At 64.9% G+C, this 17,118-nt stretch carries 15 protein-coding genes; 4 read left to right on the top strand and 11 right to left on the bottom strand.

Annotated elements, in window-relative coordinates:
- Positions 1–153: 153 nt before the first annotated feature.
- A complete protein-coding gene (locus tag GTP77_RS07735; protein ID WP_187358642.1) occupies positions 154–858 on the bottom strand; it encodes a FadR/GntR family transcriptional regulator in 705 nt (234 codons plus the stop codon).
- Between the two features lie 158 nt (positions 859–1,016).
- On the opposite strand from GTP77_RS07735, the gene garD reads away from it, so the two are divergent.
- Entirely contained in the window at positions 1,017–2,579 is a 1,563-nt protein-coding gene (gene garD / locus GTP77_RS07730) for a galactarate dehydratase (RefSeq protein WP_161071597.1), read from the top strand.
- Positions 2,580–2,627: 48 nt separating this feature from the next.
- The gene (locus GTP77_RS07725; protein ID WP_161071596.1) at positions 2,628–3,434 is read left to right on the top strand and encodes an NAD-dependent epimerase/dehydratase family protein; all 807 of its coding nucleotides are present in this window, start codon (positions 2,628–2,630) and stop codon (positions 3,432–3,434) included.
- A 7-nt stretch (positions 3,435–3,441) separates the two neighbouring features.
- Here the strand turns inward: GTP77_RS07725 and GTP77_RS07720 are convergent, their stop codons facing one another.
- From GTP77_RS07720 to GTP77_RS07675, 10 genes are all read right to left on the bottom strand, one after another.
- Positions 3,442–5,784: a CPBP family intramembrane glutamic endopeptidase gene (locus GTP77_RS07720; RefSeq protein ID WP_161071595.1), complete on the bottom strand. Its 2,343-nt coding sequence runs from the start codon at positions 5,782–5,784 to the stop codon at positions 3,442–3,444.
- Complete coding sequence (locus GTP77_RS07715; RefSeq protein ID WP_161071594.1) at positions 5,781–6,515, bottom strand: ABC transporter ATP-binding protein; 735 nt, start codon at positions 6,513–6,515, stop codon at positions 5,781–5,783. Before GTP77_RS07715 ends, GTP77_RS07720 begins: the two co-directional genes overlap by 4 nt.
- Entirely contained in the window at positions 6,512–7,189 is a 678-nt protein-coding gene (gene lepB / locus GTP77_RS07710) for a signal peptidase I (protein ID WP_161071593.1), read from the bottom strand. The genes GTP77_RS07715 and lepB overlap by 4 nt, the downstream gene beginning before the upstream one ends.
- 61 nt (positions 7,190–7,250) lie before the next feature.
- A complete protein-coding gene (ggt, locus tag GTP77_RS07705) occupies positions 7,251–9,005 on the bottom strand; it encodes a gamma-glutamyltransferase (protein WP_161071592.1) in 1,755 nt (584 codons plus the stop codon).
- A 42-nt stretch (positions 9,006–9,047) separates the two neighbouring features.
- Complete coding sequence (locus tag GTP77_RS07700; protein WP_187358641.1) at positions 9,048–9,491, bottom strand: hypothetical protein; 444 nt, start codon at positions 9,489–9,491, stop codon at positions 9,048–9,050.
- A 150-nt stretch (positions 9,492–9,641) separates the two neighbouring features.
- Positions 9,642–10,541 carry an RNA polymerase sigma factor RpoH gene (gene rpoH / locus GTP77_RS07695; protein ID WP_161071734.1) on the bottom strand — a complete coding sequence of 300 codons (900 nt, stop codon included), beginning with the start codon at positions 10,539–10,541 and terminating at the stop codon, positions 9,642–9,644.
- A gap of 313 nt (positions 10,542–10,854) precedes the next feature.
- Positions 10,855–11,769 carry a permease-like cell division protein FtsX gene (gene ftsX, locus GTP77_RS07690; protein ID WP_161071591.1) on the bottom strand — a complete coding sequence of 305 codons (915 nt, stop codon included), beginning with the start codon at positions 11,767–11,769 and terminating at the stop codon, positions 10,855–10,857.
- Positions 11,766–12,449, bottom strand: a complete 684-nt coding sequence (locus tag GTP77_RS07685; RefSeq protein WP_161071590.1) for a cell division ATP-binding protein FtsE — start codon at positions 12,447–12,449, stop codon at positions 11,766–11,768. The genes ftsX and GTP77_RS07685 overlap by 4 nt, the downstream gene beginning before the upstream one ends.
- A gap of 22 nt (positions 12,450–12,471) precedes the next feature.
- Complete coding sequence (ftsY, locus tag GTP77_RS07680) at positions 12,472–13,515, bottom strand: signal recognition particle-docking protein FtsY (protein WP_161071589.1); 1,044 nt, start codon at positions 13,513–13,515, stop codon at positions 12,472–12,474.
- Between the two features lie 107 nt (positions 13,516–13,622).
- Positions 13,623–14,567: a MerR family transcriptional regulator gene (locus GTP77_RS07675; protein ID WP_229202117.1), complete on the bottom strand. Its 945-nt coding sequence runs from the start codon at positions 14,565–14,567 to the stop codon at positions 13,623–13,625.
- Between the two features lie 781 nt (positions 14,568–15,348).
- On the opposite strand from GTP77_RS07675, the gene GTP77_RS07670 reads away from it, so the two are divergent.
- Positions 15,349–16,425: a porin gene (locus GTP77_RS07670; RefSeq protein ID WP_161071587.1), complete on the top strand. Its 1,077-nt coding sequence runs from the start codon at positions 15,349–15,351 to the stop codon at positions 16,423–16,425.
- Positions 16,426–16,505: 80 nt separating this feature from the next.
- On the top strand, positions 16,506–17,057 hold the full coding sequence (locus GTP77_RS07665) for a hypothetical protein (RefSeq protein WP_161071586.1): 552 nt from the start codon (positions 16,506–16,508) through the stop codon (positions 17,055–17,057).
- Positions 17,058–17,118: the final 61 nt, after the last annotated feature.

Here is a 17,118-nt window from a genome sequence, read left to right as displayed (position 1 = left end):
CCGTGGGTGGAGCACCTCGCGTGCTCCGTGCCGCTGAGAGGAGGGCTGCGCGGTGAGGCGCGGCCTAGCTCGCAGGCGGTTGATAATGGGTTCTTGCCGGGCGCTGTCCTCTGCGGGACAGGCGCGTGCCGGACTGCGTTGGCCTTGCTGCGCTTATCCCCTCGAGAAGGTGCGGGTCACGCGTTCGAGGTGGGAGCGCATGGCTTTCCTGGCGCCGGCCGGATCGCCGGCGGCGATCGCTTCCAGGATGCGGCGGTGGTCCTTCAGCGTTTCCTGGCGCAGTTCCTCGGTCTGGAAATGTTCTTTCAGCTTGTGCCACAGGCGCCCGCGCTGGTTCCACAGGTAGTCCAGGCCGCCCACCAGCGCGCTGTTGCCGGTGGCGCGCGCGATGGCCAGGTGGAAAGCGCGGTCGGCCTGTTCGTTGCTGGCCTTGTTGGCGTGGCTCGCTTCCATCTGCTCCACCGCTTTCAGGATGGCGTCCACGTCGCCGGGCGTGGCCACGCGCGCGGCGATGGCGGCGATCTCCGCTTCGATCAGGCGGCGCGCGTGCAGTACTTCAAAGGGGCCGGGGCCGGCTTCGGGCAGCGCCACGTCGGCCTCGGGCAGCGCGCTGACATACACGCCGGAGCCGCCGCGCACTTCGATCACGCCGCCCAGTTCGAGCGCGATCAGCGCTTCGCGCAGCGAGGCGCGGCTCACGCTGAGTTTGGTGGCCAGGTCGCGCTCCGACGGCAGGCGCTCGCCGGCGGCAATGCCTTCGGCGGCGATCAATTGCTGGATGCGGTCCGCCACCACACGGTACAGGCGCGGCTCGTGGCTGGCGGCTTCCGGGGTCGAGCTGGATTTTTTAGGGATCAAGGCAGGTTCCGCTGTGTTCGTTTGGTCAGGCCATTCTAAGGTGGTCTGACCAAATAATCAATCTGGACTAGCCAAATTTTTTTTTCTCTGCCATACTGAATCGCATAGCACGCAACACAGCACGTAATAAAGCAAGTAACCAACAAGGACGTAAAACAATGACGACCGAGCCGAGCGCGAACAGCCCGCGCTACATCCTCATGCATGAGAACGACAACGTAGCCATCGTTGTCAATGACGGCGGCCTGCCCGCCGGGGCGGTGTTCCCGAACGGCCTCGTGCTGCGCGAAGCTGTGCCGCAAGGGCACAAGGTCGCCTTGCGCGCCTTCGCCAAGGGCGATCCCGTGATCCGCTACAACGTAACTATCGGTTTCGCCGCGCTGGACATCGAAGCGGGCAGCTGGATCGCCGAGGCGCAGGTTGAGATGCCGGCCGCGCGCGAGCTGACCGGCCTGCCTATCGCCACCGTGAAGCCGCCGCCGCAGGAGCCGCTGGAGGGCTACACCTTCGAGGGCTACCGCAATCCGGACGGCAGCGTGGGCACCCGCAACATCCTGGCCATCACCACCACCGTGCAGTGCGTGGCGGGCGTGGTGGAGCACGCGGTGCAGCGCATCAAGGCCGAGCTGCTGCCGAAATACCCGAATGTGGACGACGTGGTGGGCCTGGAGCACACCTACGGCTGCGGCGTGGCGATCGACGCCCCCGGCGCCAATATTCCCATCCGCACCGTGCGCAACATCAGCCTGAACCCGAACTTCGGCGGCCAGGCCATGGTCGTCAGCCTGGGCTGCGAGAAGCTGCAGCCGGCGCGCCTGTTCCCGAAAGGCTCGATTCCCATCCAGAACAGCGGCGGCGCCGATCCGGCCCACGTCTGCCTGCAGGACCAGGGCCACGTCGGCTTCCAGTCGATGATCGCCTCCATTATGAAGACCGCCGAAGTGAACCTGCAGGCGCTGGACAAGCGCCGCCGCGAAACCGTGCCCGCTTCCGAGCTGGTGGTGGGCGTGCAGTGCGGCGGCAGCGACGCATTCTCGGGCGTGACCGCCAACCCGGCCGTCGGTTTTGCCACCGACCTGCTGGTGCGCGCCGGCGGCACCGTGATGTTCTCCGAAGTGACCGAAGTGCGCGACGGCATCGACCAGCTGACCTCGCGCGCCGTGAACGAGGAAGTGGCGGCCGCCATGATCCGCGAGATGGAATGGTACGACCAGTACCTGAAGCGGGGCGGCGTGGACCGTAGCGCAAATACCACGCCGGGCAACAAGAAGGGCGGCCTGTCCAATATTGTTGAAAAAGCCATGGGCTCCATCGTCAAGAGCGGCAGCTCGCCGATCTCGGGCGTGCTTTCGCCGGGCGAGAAGCTGACCCAGAAAGGCCTGATCTACGCGGCCACCCCGGCCAGCGACTTCATCTGCGGCACGCTGCAAGTGGCGGCCGGCATGAATCTGCACATTTTCACCACCGGCCGGGGCACGCCTTACGGCCTGGCCGAAGTGCCGGTGATCAAGGTCGCCACCCGCAACGAGCTGGCCGCGCGCTGGCACGACCTGATGGACGTGAACGCCGGCCGCATCGCCAGCGGCGAAGCGAGCATCGCGGACGTGGGCTGGGAAATGTTCCGCCTGATGCTGGACGTGGCCAGCGGCCGCAAGACCTGGGCTGAACAATGGAAGCTGCACAACGCGCTCGTGCTGTTCAATCCGGCCCCGGTGACTTGATTTACTAGTATCATACGACATCGTACAACTGGACTGAGTGGACTTTACATGAGCAAACCATTTAAACGCATCCTGCTGACCGGCGCAGCAGGTGGACTGGGCAAGATTCTGCGCGACCGCATCAAGCCGTGGGCGGACGTGGTGCGCCTGAGCGACATCGGCGACATGGGCGAGGCGCGCGAAGGCGAGGAAATCGTGCGCTGCGACCTGTCCGACAAGCCTGCCGTGCTGAAGCTGCTCGAAGGCGTGGACGCGGTGCTGCATTTCGGCGGCATCTCCACCGAGAGCAATTTCGAAGCCATCATGGCGGCCAACATCCAGGGCACGTACAACCTGTACGAAGGCGCGCACAAGGCAGGCACCCGCCGCATCATTTTCGCCAGCTCCAACCACGCCATCGGCTTCCACAAGGTGACCGAGGTGCTGGACGCGGACAGCCCGACCCGCCCGGACAGCATGTACGGCATCAGCAAGGTGTTCGGCGAACAGCTGGCGCGCTACTACTTCGACCGCACCGGCATTGAAACCGTATGCCTGCGCATCGGTTCGTCCTTCCCGGAACCGAAGAACCCGCGCATGATGCGCACCTGGCTGAGCTACGACGACCTGGTGGAAGCGCTGCGCTGCTCGCTGATGGCGCCGCGCGTCGGCCACGCCATCCTGTACGGCCAGTCGAACAACGAAGCCGTGTGGTGGGACAACAGCAAGGCTGCCTTCATCGGCTTCAAGCCCAAGGACAGCTCGGAGCAGTTCAAGCACCTGTTCCCGGACACCGGCGTGTATCCGGACAAGGACGACGCAGCCACCACCTACCAGGGCGGCGGCTTCGTCAACGACGGCCCGCAGTACATCTAACTCCGCACTACAGCGCCACCTGCACGCCGACCACCATGGCGTTGTAGGTGGCGTGCACCAGCATCGGGGCCAGCAGCGACTTGCTGCGGTCATAGGCCCAGGCAGTACACACCCCCAGCACGAACACCGGCGCCATTGATACGGCCGGATGCACGATGGCGAACAGCGCCGCGCTGGCCGCCGCAGCGGGCAGGGCGCCGCCCAGGCGCCGCAGGCCGCCGAAGATCAAGCCCCTGAAAATAAACTCCTCGAACAGCGGTGCGGCCAGTACCGTCAGCAGCAGCACCAGGTGCAGGCCGTGCGGCCGCTGCCTCGGCCACCACGGCGTGTCGCGCAGCAGCCACATATACAAGGCGCCGAAGGCGCATGTGGCCAGCGCGGCGGGCAGCGCATGCACCGTACCCGCCCATGCGCCGGACTGGCGGCCGAAGATCACCGGGATGCCGGCGGTCTTGTGGCGCCAGTACAGGTAGCGCACCAGCGCGTACACCGTGCCGCCCGCGATGGCGAAGGCGAATGTGGCGGTGGACAGCCTGCCGGGCGCGCCGCCCATCAGCATGGCCACGAGGTGCTGCAGCACGAAGAACAGCATGGCGGCGATCAGGCCGTCCGACAAGGCGACACGGGCCGGCGGCGCGGCGCCGGGGTCCAGCAGGAAGGGCAGCGTGTCCTGCGCTTTTTGCCACAGCGCGAGCGCAAGCGCGGCGGTCAGGATGATGATGGCCAGCGCCTGCAGCCAGTCGCCGGCATACAGGGCGTAGGTGTAGAGGCCGCACAGCAGCATGTAGAGATAGGCGTACGTGGGCCGCACGCGGGCCTGGGTTTCCTGCGCTTGCGGGTCGCTGGCGAACACGCCCAGCGAGACGGCGATCAGGGCGTAGATGGGGATCCCGGCCAGCACGATGGCGATGTAGCCCAGCAGGGGCCAGTTGAAGTCGGGCGTGTAAGCCAGGCCGATGGCGAAGACCAGCAGCGGATACAGCATGGCCAGCGAGCCCCACAGCTGGGCCTTTTCCTTCAGCAGCGCGCTGATGGGGCGCGGGAAGGTGTACAGCATCCACAGCGCGTTGCCCTCGGTGTTGAGGGACTGGAAGGCGGACAGCAGCAGCACGTAGCTGCCGATGCCGAAGGCGATGGCGGCCATCATCTGCTGATTCTGGCCCAGCAGCGTGATGCTGGAGAAGCGGCCGCTGACCAGCAGCTGGCTGACGATCAGCACCACGGGGATCAGCAGGCTCTGGACCAGGAAGTTGCGGTCGCGCCCGAGCAGCATCAGCTCGCGCCGCTGCAGCACGGTGCCGATGCGCCAGCGCTGCGGGCCGACCGCCGCCGCTGCGCTCTTGCCGCGCCTGGCCGCCTCGCGCGCACCGCTGGCGACCACGCCGCCGCGCAACTGGTGGCGCAGCACCGCCATGCCGGCCAGCAGCAGCGCGGCCACTTGCGCGCACAGCAGCGCGGCGGCTTGCAGCGCTGCCGTTGTGGTGGCGGCGGTCAGCGCCTGCACCGCCAGGCCGGGCGGCGTCCACAAGGTCCATGCCGGAAAGCTGCGCGCCCAATCCAGCGTGAAGGAATTGTTGGACCACGTCGAATAAGAGATCCCCACATACATCAACGGCATGCTGAGCACTGACGCCAGCGCCTGCAGGTTGCGCAATTGCGACGCGGGCAGCGACAGCCGCAATCCGGTATCGGCCAGGGTGCGCATCAGCGCCGCCAGCATCAGCAGCGCGAACGCGGCGGCGGCGCCCAGCAGAGGCGCCCACCCGCCATGATTGCCATACCAGGCCAGCACCATGCACAGCGGCCAGAGCGCCAGGATGCCGGTGGGATTGGCGATGCTGCGCTCCAGCACCCGGGCCCACAGCAGCGTGCCGCGTTCGACGGGCAGCGTGACCAGCCACTCCAGGTCCCAGTCCGCCTGCGCCATCTCCTTGCTGGCCAGGGGCAGCAGAAAACTCACCAGCCACATGAGCAGCAGCATCAGCGTGGCGGCGGCAGCCAGCGCGGGACTGAAGTGATTGGCGTGCAGATGGGCGCTGGCCATTTCGTGCATGCGTTCGGCCGAGTGCGTGGCGGCCAGCTTCACGCAGCGCTGCGTGCTGTCGAACTTGCAGTGCAGATTGAGCACGGAGGTGCGCATCATGGTGGTAAAGGCGAACAGCATGGCCGCACCGACGATAAGGCCCAGCAGCCAGCGGCTGCTTTTCTTGCCGCGCGAGGCGGCGCGGCTCTTGCCCTCGGCGTTGCGCTTGCCACCGCTGAACTGGACGGCGGCCGTCATGTTCAATAAGCGCAGCAGGCGCAGGCGCGCCAACAGCCAGATGGCGCCGGCGAACGAACGCCCGTTCATGCGCGCTCGCCGGCTTCGTCGGTGATCTTGAGGAAGACTTCTTCCAGCGAGCCGTCGGCGCAGGCCGCGCTGCGCAGCTCGTCGACCGTGCCGCTGGCCACCAGCGCGCCGCGATGGATAATGCCCACCCGGCTGCACATGCGCTCGGCCATATCCAGCAAGTGGGTCGACACAAAGATGGTGGTGCCTTGCGCCGCGGCCGCCGTCAGGCGCTCCTGCACGTCGCGCGCGGCGCGCGGGTCCAGGCCGTTGATCGGTTCGTCGAGCACCAGCACTTTCGGATCGTGCACCAGCGCGCAGGCCAGGCCGAGCTTCTTCTTCATGCCCAGCGAGTAGTTCACCGCGAACTCCTCGGTCACGTCCTCCAGCGCCAGTTCGCGCAGCAGGCGGTGCGCGCGCGCCGCCGCCTCCGAGCGCGAGTAGCCGTGCATTTCGGCCACGAACTGCAGGATTTCGCGGCCGCGCAGATAGTCGTAAAAAATCGGCGTGTCGGGCAAGTAGCCCACGTGGCGCTTGACCTCGGCCGCGTCGGCGTGGCAATCGAGGCCGTTCACCAGCACCCGTCCCGCGCTGGGCACCAGGATGCCCATCAGCATGCGGATGGTGGTGGTCTTGCCGGCGCCGTTCGGCCCCAGGAAGCCGAACACCTCGCCGCGCGGCACCGTCAGCGACAGCGGCTTGACGGCGTCAAAGCCGCCGTAGGATTTCGACAGTCCCTGGAACGCTATCATTGTCCGCCTAGCGCCATGCCGAAGCGTTCGGTGCGCGGCATCCAGTTGCCGACGATGTCGGCCGACACCAGCACGCGCACGGCGCGGCCGATCAGCATCTCGCGCGGCACCAGGCCGATGTAGCGCGAGTCCATGCTGTTGTTGCGGTTATCGCCCAGCATCAGGTAGCTGCCGGCGGGGATGGTGAGCGGGGCGAAATCGCGCCGGCTGCTCGTCACTTGGGGCAGCAGCTGGATGCGGCGTTCGCTGCCGCCGGATTTCTCGGTCAGCTGCAGCGCCTGCAGCTTGCCCACGTGCTCGATCGCCTCGACGGCATCGGCCGGCATGCTGTAGCCGGCCGGCTGGCCGTTGATGATGAGCTGGTCCTTCTGCATGGCGACGGTGTCGCCGGGCAGGGCGATCACGCGCTTGATCAGGCGGGTCTTGTCCAGCGGCGAGGAGAAGGTGACGATGTCGCCGCGCTGCGGCTCGCCCAAGTGCGCCACCACCACGTCGGTCAGCGGCACTTTCAGGTCGAAGGCGAGGCGGTTCACGAACACCACGTCGCCCTCCAGCAGATTGGGATGCATGGACGCGGAAGGGATGGGGTTCCAGTCCGCCACGGCGGTGCGGAACAGGCCAAACAGCATCAGGAAGGCGATGAAGCCCTTGTTCGCGCGCAGCCAGCTTTTCATCTTGGTTCTCCGGAGTGGTTAAGTTGACATCGCATCATCCGATGCGATTCTTAAACCATGCTTAGTGCCCCAGCTTTTGCACTTGCGCGCTGCCCACGCCGTGGCGCCAGCCTTCGCTGACCGCCGTCACCGTGCCGTCGGCATTGAACAGCAGCGCGTTGGCCGCGCCGATTTCCTCCTGCGCGGGGCTCCAGCGCTGGCCGTATTTCTCCAGCGCCTTGGCGGCGTCGCTGGCGGCGTAGCCGGGCTCGATATTGGTGGCGGTATTGTTGCGTTCGGACAGGCGCGGCGCGTCCACCGCCTGGCTCATGCTCATGCCCAGGTCGATGTGGTTGACGATGGTTTGCAGCACCGTGGTGATGATGGTGGAGCCGCCCGGGCTGCCGACCGAAAACGCCGGCTTGCCGTTCTTGAAGGCCAGCGTGGGCGACATGCTGCTGCGCGGACGCTTGCCCGCTTCCGGCACGTTGGGATGCGGGCCGCTGAAATCGAAGTCCGTCATTTCGTTGTTGAGCAGGAAACCGTAGCCGGGCACGGTGATGCCGCTGCCGCCCCAGGATTCAATGGTGAAGGTGTAGGAGACGATGTTGCCGTCCTTGTCCGACACGGTCAGGTGGGTGGTGTGCGCGCCCTCGGCCAGCAGCTTGGACTGGGCCGGGCGCAGCGGCACGCTCTGGTCGTTCTGGAAGGGATAGGGATCGCCCGCGTCCGCGTGCGCGGCGGCGCGCATCGGGTTGATCAGCTCGCGGCGGCGCGCGGCGTAGTCCTTGCTCATCAGGCCCTGCACCGGCGCTTCCAGGTATTCGGGATCGGCCAGGTAGGCGTTGCGGTCGGCGAAGGCCAGGCGGCTCGCTTCCAGGTACAGATGCTCGACCTTGTCGCGCGGCATGGACTTGAGGTCGTAGCCTTCCAGGATGTTGAGTGCCTCGGCCACCGCCACGCCGCCGCTGCTGGGCAATGGCATGCCGTAGATATCGTAGCCGCGGTAGGTGGAGCGCAGCGGCTGGCGGATGCGCGCCTCGTAGTTGGCCAGGTCGGCCATGGTCATGGCGCCGGCGCGCACCTTGCCGCCGGGGTTGTTGACCGTATCGACGATGGCGCGCGCCATCTTGCCTTCATAGAACACCTTGATGCCGCCCGCCGCCAGTTCGCGGTAAGCCTTGGCCAGGTCCGGGTTGCGCAGCAGGCTGCCTTCCGGCAGCGCCTTGCCGTCCTTCAGGTACAGCTTGGCCGTGGCCGGGAACAGCTGGAACTTGGCCTCGTTGGACGCCACCAGGCGCGAGAAATTGGCGTTCACCTTGAAGCCGTCCGCCGCTACTTTAATGGCCGGCTGCAGCACCTTCTTCAGCGGCATGGAGCCGTAGCGCTCCAGCGCCTCGTGCCAGCCGCGCACCGTGCCCGGCACGCCCACCGACATGCCGCTGGCCACGGTCTGCTCGAAGTCCAGCTCCTTGCCGTCCTGCTGGAAGATGGTGGGCTTGAAATTGGCCGGCGCCATTTCGCGGTGGTCGATGGTGATCACGCGCTTGTCCTTGGCCAGGTAAATCATCATGAAACCGCCGCCGCCTATGCCGCAGCTGAAGGGATCGGTCACGCCCAGCGTGGCCGCCGCCGCCACGGCCGCATCGACCGCGTTGCCGCCCTGGTTCAGGATGGTCATGGCCGACTGCGTGGCCTGCACGCTGATGGTGGCGGCCGCGCCGCCGGTGCCGGTGGCCACCGGGCTCTTGGCCCAGGCAGCCGGCGCGGCGGAGAAGGTGATGATGATGGAGGAAACCAGCAGGGAGGGAAGGGCGCGGCGATGTGGCGAAGTCATGGGCTCTCTTATCGGGCAAAGCGCGCCGGCGTGGCGCGGTGGCTAAGGAATTTCCACCCGCAAGCTTACCCGATAAGTTGGCGCAGGAGCATTTAACGCAGGCGGGTCCGGCGGATCCAGCCCTTGCAGCGTGAAGCGCAAGCCCTGCTGCGTGGCGCTATTGCTGGCGTTCGGCATTTTTTCCGACAGCACGAAGTTGCTGCTGTTGCCGTTGCTGGTTAGCACAAAGCTGTAGCTGATATAGCCCTCCCACACGCACACCGCGCCGGTTTTGCAGCGGCTGTCGTTGATGCGTTCCAGCTTCAACGTGGCAGCCGGCGTCAGCGCCACGGTCTGGCCGGCGGTCAGTGTATAGGTGGCGCTCTTGCGCGGCGGCGTGGGCGCAGGCGTTGGCGAGCCTCCGCCATTCTGCGCCACCACGCTGCAAGCGCCGACGATGCCAAAACCGGCAAAGCAAGCCAGCAGGCTGATGATTCTGAGCTGCATATTTATTCTCCGTTATAGAGGGAAATATTAGCTAAAACACATCCAGTGCGGCGCACGCTTGCTGTAAAGCAAAAAGGGGTCAGGGTTAATTAAATTGTTTCCAATTTAATTAACCCTGCCCCCTTCTTTGCGCTTTGCGCTGCTGCAGCGTTACATGTAGGCGGCGAGCGCGCCTTTCATTTTTTTCAGCGCGGCCGCTTCGATCTGGCGGATGCGCTCGGCGGAGACGCCGAACTCGGCGGCCAGCGTGTGCAGCGTGGCGCCGGAGCCGTCGTCATTGGCCAGCCAGCGGGCTTCGACGATGCGGCGCGAACGGGCGTCCAGCTTGCCCAGCGCGGTTTCCAGGCCTTCGGAGTGAAGGCGCGTGACTTGCTCGGCTTCCAGCACACGGGTCGGCTCGCTCTGCTCGGAGGACAGATAGGCGATGGGCGCGAACTTGTCGTCTTCGTCGTCGGTCGGCGATTCGAGGGCGATGTCGCGGCCGCTCAAACGCGTTTCCATTTCGATCACTTCTTCGCGCTTCACGTCCAGCAGCTTGGCCAGGTTGTCGATCTGGGCCGGCGACATGGCGTCCAGGCCGGTCTTGTGGCTGCGCAGGTTGAAGAACAGCTTGCGCTGGGCCTTGGTGGTGGCCACTTTGACCAGGCGCCAGTTCTTCAGGATGTATTCGTGGATTTCGGCCTTGATCCAGTGCATGGCATACGACACCAGGCGCACGCCCTGGTCGGCGTCGAAGCGCTTGACGGCTTTCATCAGGCCGATATTGCCTTCCTGGATCAGGTCGGCGTGCGGCAGGCCGTAGCCCAGATAGCCGCGCGCGATCGACACCACCAGGCGCAGGTGCGACAGCACCAGCTCCTGCGCGGCGCCCAGGTCGTTGTTTTCTTTGAGGTTGCGGCCGAGACGCTTTTCGTCTTCAGGCGTGAGCATAGGCAGGCGGTTGACCGCAGAAATGTAGGCGTCCAGGTTGCCCAGGTTGCCAGTGAATCCCAGTCCCAATGCCAGTGCATTTTTATTGCTTGGTACCAATGCGGCAGGTGCGGTCATCATAGTCATTTTTGTTTCCTCGCTCGTCGAACATGGAATGTTTCGGATTCTTGCATCTTGCGTGACACTTCTTAAACTCAGCTTAATGTTGCTTGTGTGCATGAGTTCAGACATCAGTTGGACATATATTAGCACTCTCGATCGGAGAGTGCCAATCGCCAGTTGCTATGCCCCTGATAGCGGTAATGCTATGGGCTGATTCTATTCGATGGCTTTTGGCAAACGCACGGCAAACTGCACGGTGTTTGCGTATCGTCAATTAATACAGGGTAGTGGGGGGCGGGGGCGGGGACTGTGCGGGAACGCACGCCGGCTGTCAGTTCAGCCGGGCCAGATGGCGCTGCACCGACAGCACGGCGCCGGCCAGTCCCAGCGCTGCCGATACGGCCAGCAGGCCGGCCATGGGCAGCGGTTCGAGCGGTGCGAGCTGGAATTCGGAGGCGTACAGGCGGGCGAACTCGGCAATAGCCTTGTTCAGCGGCTGCAGCGCCAGCGCCACCGCGCCCAGCGCCGCGCCGCCCGCGCACAGGCCCAGCAGCGCGCCGGTGTAGTAAAAGGGGCGGTGGATAAAGGTGTCGGTCGCGCCGATCAACTTGGACACCAGGATCTCCTCGCGCTGGGTCAGCACCTGCAGCCGTATGGTGTTAAACACAACCGCCACCACCACCGTGCCCAAGGTGGCGGCCAGCAGCAGCAGGGCCAGCTTGAGCACGCCGATCAGCGCGGCCAGGCGCTTGACCCAGGCCGAGTCGATCTGCACCGTGTCCACGCCGGGCAGGGTGCGCATCTGCTCGGCCAGGGTGTCCACGTCCAGGCCGGCGGCGGCGCTGCGGAAGGCGTCCAGCTTGATGATGTAGCTGTCGGGCAGCGGGTTTTCGCCCAGCGTGGCCAGCACGTCGGACAGGCCGCTCTTGCCTTTCAGCTGGTCCAGCGCTTTTTCGCGCGGCACGAAGATGATTTTGGCGTCCTTCATCAGCTCGCGCAGCGGCGTGGCCAGGGCGGCGGACTGCTCGCGCGCCACGTCCTGCTTCATGAACAGGCTGATTTCGGGATCGACCGACATTTGTTCGGACAGCGGCCGCACATTGTCCAGCAGAGTCAGGCCCATGAAGGGCAGCGCCAGGGCGATGGCCACCACCAGGATGTTGAACAGGAAACTGCCGGGCGCCTTGCGCAGGTGCACCAGGGCGGCGCCCAGCGCGAAGCCGTGTTGACGGAACCAGCTGATCATGCGGCCACCTCCGCTTGCGGCGCGTCGCTGTTGTTTTGCAGCTGGCCTTGTTTCAGGTGGATCACGCGCGCCGCGCCGGCCAGCACGTGGTCGTCGTGGGTGGAGATCAAACAGGTCACGCCCACCGAGTGGAAGGCGCGCAGGGCGTCGAGCACGCGGTCGGCGCTGGCGCGGTCCAGGTTGGCGGTGGGCTCGTCGGCCAGGATGATTTGCGGGCGGTTGACGATGGCGCGCGCGATCGACACGCGCTGCTGCTCGCCGCCGGACAGGGCCAGCGGCGCGGCGTTGGCGCGCTCGCCCAGGCCCACTTTGTCGAGCGCGGCGCGGGCGCGCTGCTCGGCCTGCGCGCGCGGCTGGCCGGTGACCATCAGCGGCATCATCACATTGGCCAGGATGGAGCGGTCGGCCAGCAGGCGCTGCTCCTGGAAGATCAGGCCCAGGTTGCGGCGCAAAAAGGGCACGCCGGCCGCCTTGAGCTTGCCGATGTCCTGGCCGTTGACGATGACGCGTCCCGAACTGGGGCGCTCCATGGCGGCGATCATCTTCAGCAGGGTGGACTTGCCGGCTCCGGACGGGCCGGCCAGAAACACCAGCTCGCCCTTGTTGACCGTGAACGACACGTCGCGCAGCGCGGTGGCGTCGGCCGAGTATTGTTTGCTAACGTGCTGGAATTCGATCATGGGCGTGGGCTGTCCTTTTCGTTTAGCCCAGCAGGGCTTCGACAAATTCCGTGGCGTTGAAGGGCTGCAAGTCCTCGATGCGCTCGCCGATGCCGATGAAGTACACCGGCACCGGGCGCACCCGGGCGATGGCGGCAATGACGCCGCCCTTGGCCGTGCCGTCCAGCTTGGTAATGATGAGGCCGGACAGTTGCAGCGCGTCGTCGAAGGCCTTCACTTGCGCCAGCGCGTTCTGGCCGGTGTTGCCGTCGATAACCAGCAGGGTCTCGTGCGGCGCGCCTTCCAGGCCTTTGCCCAGCACGCGCTTGACCTTTTTCAGCTCTTCCATCAGGTGCAGCTGGGTCGGCAGGCGGCCGGCCGTGTCTATCATGACGATGTCGATGCCCTTGGCCTTGGCCGACTGCACCGCGTCGTAGGACACGGCGGCCGGGTCGCCGGACTCCTGCGAAATGACGGTGACGTTGTTGCGCTGGCCCCAGACCATCAGCTGCTCGCGCGCTGCGGCGCGGAAGGTGTCGCCGGCGGCCAGCAGCACGGACTGGCCGTGGCTCTGCATGTGCTTGGCCAGCTTGCCGATGGTGGTGGTCTTGCCGGCGCCGTTGACGCCGGAAATCATCATTACCAGAGGCTGGTGGCGGCCCAGCTCGAACGGCTTTTGCAGCGGCGCCAGCAGCTCTATCATCAGGGTTTTCAGGGCGGCCTTGACGGCGGCCGCGTCCAGCAGCTTGTCTTCCTTGACCTTGCGCTTGAGGGCGTCGAGCAGGAACTGGGTGGCGTCGATGCCGGCGTCGGCCATCAGCAGCGCCGCTTCCAGCTCGTCGTACAGCTCGTCGTCGATCTTGGCGCCGACGAACAGCACGGACAGGTTGGCGGAGGTTTTCGACAGGCCGGCCTTGAGGCGGGCCATCCAGTTGGGCTTGTCTTGTTCCGCGCCGGAGGTGCTGGGCGCGGCCAGCGGCATGTCCGGCGTCGGTGCGGCGGCGGGCGCAATGGCGGGGGCGGCTGCCGGGGGCAGGGTGGAGGCAGTCTCAGGCTGGACAGGTTTTTTCTTGAAGAAGCTGAACATTGGTGTGCGGTAGAGGGCTTCAAGCGAAGGTCCGGCGGCGCCGGACGGGGAAATACTGCCAGTATTCTACCAGAGCGCCGGCCGCCAGCCGCAGCGCGGCCGGGCGATCAGCCCAGCGGCATGGCCTGGGTGCGCACCCGCACGCGCCAGTCGGCGATGCCGCCGCCGATTTCGTGCAGCTGGAACACGCGCACAAAGGCGGGCGGGCGCTTGCGCAGCGCCGAGCAGTTGCCGCCGGCCCAGATTTCCACCGTCTCCGGCAGGCGCGCGCGCAGCTCTTTCAGGCCGTCCAGCGCCTGGCGCGGATTCATGGACGCCGACAGCGACAGCGCCACGATGTCCACGCCCAGGCTGCGGGCGGCGTCGGCCAGGTCCGGCACCGGGGTCTGCAGGCCGAGTGAAATGCCGTGCGCGCCTTCGGCGGCGAACAGCGCCTCGGCCATCAGCAGGCCCAGGCCGTGGCGCTCCTGTGGCAGCGTGGTGAGCAGGATGCGCGGGCGCGGCGCCGAGCTGTTGTTGGCGTTGCCCTGCGGCACGGAGAAGATGGCGCTGCGCATCACCATCTGCAGCGATTCGGCGAACAGGTGTTCTTCAAACACGGCGAAGCGGCCCGAGGCCCAGGCGTCGCCCACCATGGCCGTCAGCGGGGTGACCAGGTCGATGACGAAGCTCTTCAGGCCCATCACCAGCAGCGCCTGCGACAGCTTGCGGCGCAGCGCGTCCATCTGGTGCGATTTGCACAAGTCCAGATAGATCTGCATTTCCGGGTGGTGGGCGCGGCTGCTGCGCGCCTTGTTGCCTTCGGCGGCTTTTTCGGCCAGCGCCTGCAGTTCTTCGGGGCTGTACTGGATCACCTTGCCGGGGCGGAAGCCCAGGTCGATCAGCCTTTTCACCAGGCGCAGCTTGACCACCTGCTCGGTCGGGTAGACGCGCTCGCCAAACGGATCGCGCAGCGGCTGTGGGAAGTCGTAGCGCCGTTCCCAGACGCGCAACGTCTCTTTGGCCACGCCGGTGTCGCGCTCAACGTCGCTGATGGTGCTGGGAACTGTCAAAAAGGAAGTCTCAGTGTTCATTGTGCCTATGCGGCCACTGGTTCGGGGTGGCCGCGCTTTCTGTGCGGGCGGATGCTTAACCGCTTGCGAACTGCATTCTACAATCGTTTCGTTAGAGAAAGTGTCCAGTACGGACGTGCGCTTTTCCGGCAAACCGCCTGATAGCCAAGCTTGTCCACGACACAGGCGGACAAGCAGGAACTCAGGGCGCGATTCCGTGCCTAGACGAGCTTTTGTATTGGACAATAAAGTCTTTATTTTTGTAAAAAAAAGATTGGCGAGTGTTGTATATGCAGGCGGATGGGAAGGCGGAGGGAGGCGAACTCGTTAATATAACGATAGGCTTTTTGGCGGGGCAGTCAAGGCCTGTGTGAGGCGGGGAGACCGCCGGCGCGGCGCCGACTATTCTATTGTGGAAATTACTTATAACTAACAAGTCCATGCAGGACGGCGCTGATTACTGTATAAATGATGCTGTTTGGTTCAGCTTGCAAGTAACGCCACCGGGCGCACTGGACGATTCATAACACTTGCTGGATTAGCAAACGGCCAGTATAGTGCCGCCTCCAGAGCGTATCGCTCTGTGACGAAGCCGGCGACAGCAAGCGGCAGCCTATATTAGTGACGCGTTTCTTATCCGAATACGCAGCGTGGCAATCGGGGATTGCTGTCACAACATAAATAAAGTGTGGCGCCTGAACATCAGGTGCAGACAAGCACAAGAATTGAGCCGTAGTTCCAGCTTTACCATTTTTGCAACACAAACTGAAGGAAACTCGTAATGAAAAAAACTCTGATCTCCATCGCAGTTCTGGGCGCAATGAGCAGTGCTGCTTTTGCCCAATCGAACGTCACCATCTACGGTATCGTTGATGCCGGCCTGGTCTCCGAGCGTGGCGGCAAAGCAGGTAACGTAACGAAGGTAAGCAGTGGTGTTGCCAACACTTCCCGTATCGGCTTCCGCGGTACCGAAGATCTGGGTGGCGGCCTGTCCGCAGTGTTCCTGCTGGAATCGGGCTTCGCAGCCGACACCGGCGTGGGCGACGCATCCGGCCTGTTCCAGCGTCAATCCTACGTTGGCCTGGTTTCGAAAGAAGCCGGTTCGCTGACCCTGGGCCGCCAGTACACCCCAATGTACAACGCCCTGGTGCAAGTTGCCGACCCGTTCCAGGCTGGCCTGGCTGGTTCCGCCAAGAACCTGTTCTCCGCTTCGGGCGCCAGCGTGCGTATCTCGAACTCGGTCAACTACAAGACCCCAACCTACAACGGTTTCAACGTTGAAGCGCAATACGGCGTGGGCGAACAGTCGAAAGCCGACGCTGGCCGTCAACTGGGCATCTCCCTGGCGTACACCAACGGTCCGCTGAACGCCCGTCTGGCTTACAACAACCGCAACAACGACGTTGCCGCAGCTGGCGCGCCAGTGGTGAACAACGAATACGCGCACAACACCCTGTTCGCCGCCAACTACGACTTCAACGTTGTAAAAGGCTACTTCGCGTACAGCAGCGACAAAGGCCCAAGCTCGTCGCCTATCCCTAACCCAACCGCCTTCACCGCAACCGCCGTGGCCGCGTCGAAAGACAGCGACACCATGCTGATCGGCGCAACCGCTCCTATCGGCGGCGCAGGCACCCTGATCGCTTCGTACATCCACAAGGATGACAACGAAGTGGCCAACCGCGACGCCAACCAGCTGGCAGTAGGCTACTCCTACGCCCTGTCGAAGCGTACCAGCACCTATGTTGCTTACGCCAAGATCAAGAACAAGCGCGGCGCCAGCTACACCGTTGGTAACAACGCTGAAGCCGGTTCGGGCGACAAAGCATTCAACGTGGGCATCAAGCACACCTTCTAATTCCGTGTAAGCGGAGTTACATGCTGAGAACGGCGGCCTGCGGGCCGCCGTTTTTTTATTCCAGTGCTAGAATTGCTGCCATGAAAATTGCCCATCAACTCGCGTGTTTCTCCCTGCTGGCGGCCAGTGCCGCGATCGCCGCGCCCAAGGCGCAGCAAGGCTTTCCCCGCTACGGCATGGCCGTGTATTCGGACTTGTGCGTGCATGCTGAAACAGGCGAGTTCGGCGGCCAGCGCATCAGCCTGCAGCGCTTTGCCGAAGTGGACACGGTGATCTATGAATTCACCGCCGGCGGCCTGAGCTGGCCGCTGGTGGCGCACGACGTCAACCTCGACCCGCGCGGCAAGCAGATGTATTTCAGCGTGCAGGTGGACGAGGAGGAGCGCACCATTAGCGGCAAGTTCGCCGACAATGGCGACACGCTGGTGCTCGATGGCGGCTATTGCGGCCAGCCGGACGTGCCGTCGCGTTTAAAGAAGGTGAAGGATTTCGGGCGCGCGGCGCCGGCATGCAAGCCGTGCCCCGCGCCCAAGCCGGCCCCGCTGGAGCCGGAAGAAGAGACGCCCGCCACGCCCAAGATGCCGCACGAGGCCCCCGTCAAGCAGGCCGCGCCGCAGCCCCAGCAGGCGTAGGGCGGGTAGGGCGGGTTAGCGGAACGCGTAACCCGCCGCAGCGCGCGCCGCCGCAGAGCCG

Origin of the sequence: Pseudoduganella aquatica (assembly GCF_009857595.1) — a bacterium.
Taxonomy (GTDB): Bacteria; Pseudomonadota; Gammaproteobacteria; order Burkholderiales; family Burkholderiaceae_D; genus Rugamonas; species Rugamonas aquatica_A.
This window is presented reverse-complemented; position numbering and strand designations above follow the sequence as displayed.

What these genes read in the sequence shown, in the direction of transcription:
- garD (WP_161071597.1), top strand. Translation starts at nt 1,017, where the DNA reads ATGACGACCGAGCCGAGCGCGAACAGCCCGCGCTACATCCTCATGCAT.
- GTP77_RS07725 (WP_161071596.1), top strand. Translation starts at nt 2,628, where the DNA reads ATGAGCAAACCATTTAAACGCATCCTGCTGACCGGCGCAGCAGGTGGA.
- GTP77_RS07720 (WP_161071595.1), bottom strand. Translation starts at nt 5,784, where the DNA reads ATGAACGGGCGTTCGTTCGCCGGCGCCATCTGGCTGTTGGCGCGCCTG.
- GTP77_RS07715 (WP_161071594.1), bottom strand. Translation starts at nt 6,515, where the DNA reads ATGATAGCGTTCCAGGGACTGTCGAAATCCTACGGCGGCTTTGACGCC.
- lepB (WP_161071593.1), bottom strand. Translation starts at nt 7,189, where the DNA reads ATGAAAAGCTGGCTGCGCGCGAACAAGGGCTTCATCGCCTTCCTGATG.
- ggt (WP_161071592.1), bottom strand. Translation starts at nt 9,005, where the DNA reads ATGACTTCGCCACATCGCCGCGCCCTTCCCTCCCTGCTGGTTTCCTCC.
- GTP77_RS07700 (WP_187358641.1), bottom strand. Translation starts at nt 9,491, where the DNA reads ATGCAGCTCAGAATCATCAGCCTGCTGGCTTGCTTTGCCGGTTTTGGC.
- rpoH (WP_161071734.1), bottom strand. Translation starts at nt 10,541, where the DNA reads ATGATGACCGCACCTGCCGCATTGGTACCAAGCAATAAAAATGCACTG.
- ftsX (WP_161071591.1), bottom strand. Translation starts at nt 11,769, where the DNA reads ATGATCAGCTGGTTCCGTCAACACGGCTTCGCGCTGGGCGCCGCCCTG.
- GTP77_RS07685 (WP_161071590.1), bottom strand. Translation starts at nt 12,449, where the DNA reads ATGATCGAATTCCAGCACGTTAGCAAACAATACTCGGCCGACGCCACC.
- ftsY (WP_161071589.1), bottom strand. Translation starts at nt 13,515, where the DNA reads ATGTTCAGCTTCTTCAAGAAAAAACCTGTCCAGCCTGAGACTGCCTCC.
- GTP77_RS07670 (WP_161071587.1), top strand. Translation starts at nt 15,349, where the DNA reads ATGAAAAAAACTCTGATCTCCATCGCAGTTCTGGGCGCAATGAGCAGT.
- GTP77_RS07665 (WP_161071586.1), top strand. Translation starts at nt 16,506, where the DNA reads ATGAAAATTGCCCATCAACTCGCGTGTTTCTCCCTGCTGGCGGCCAGT.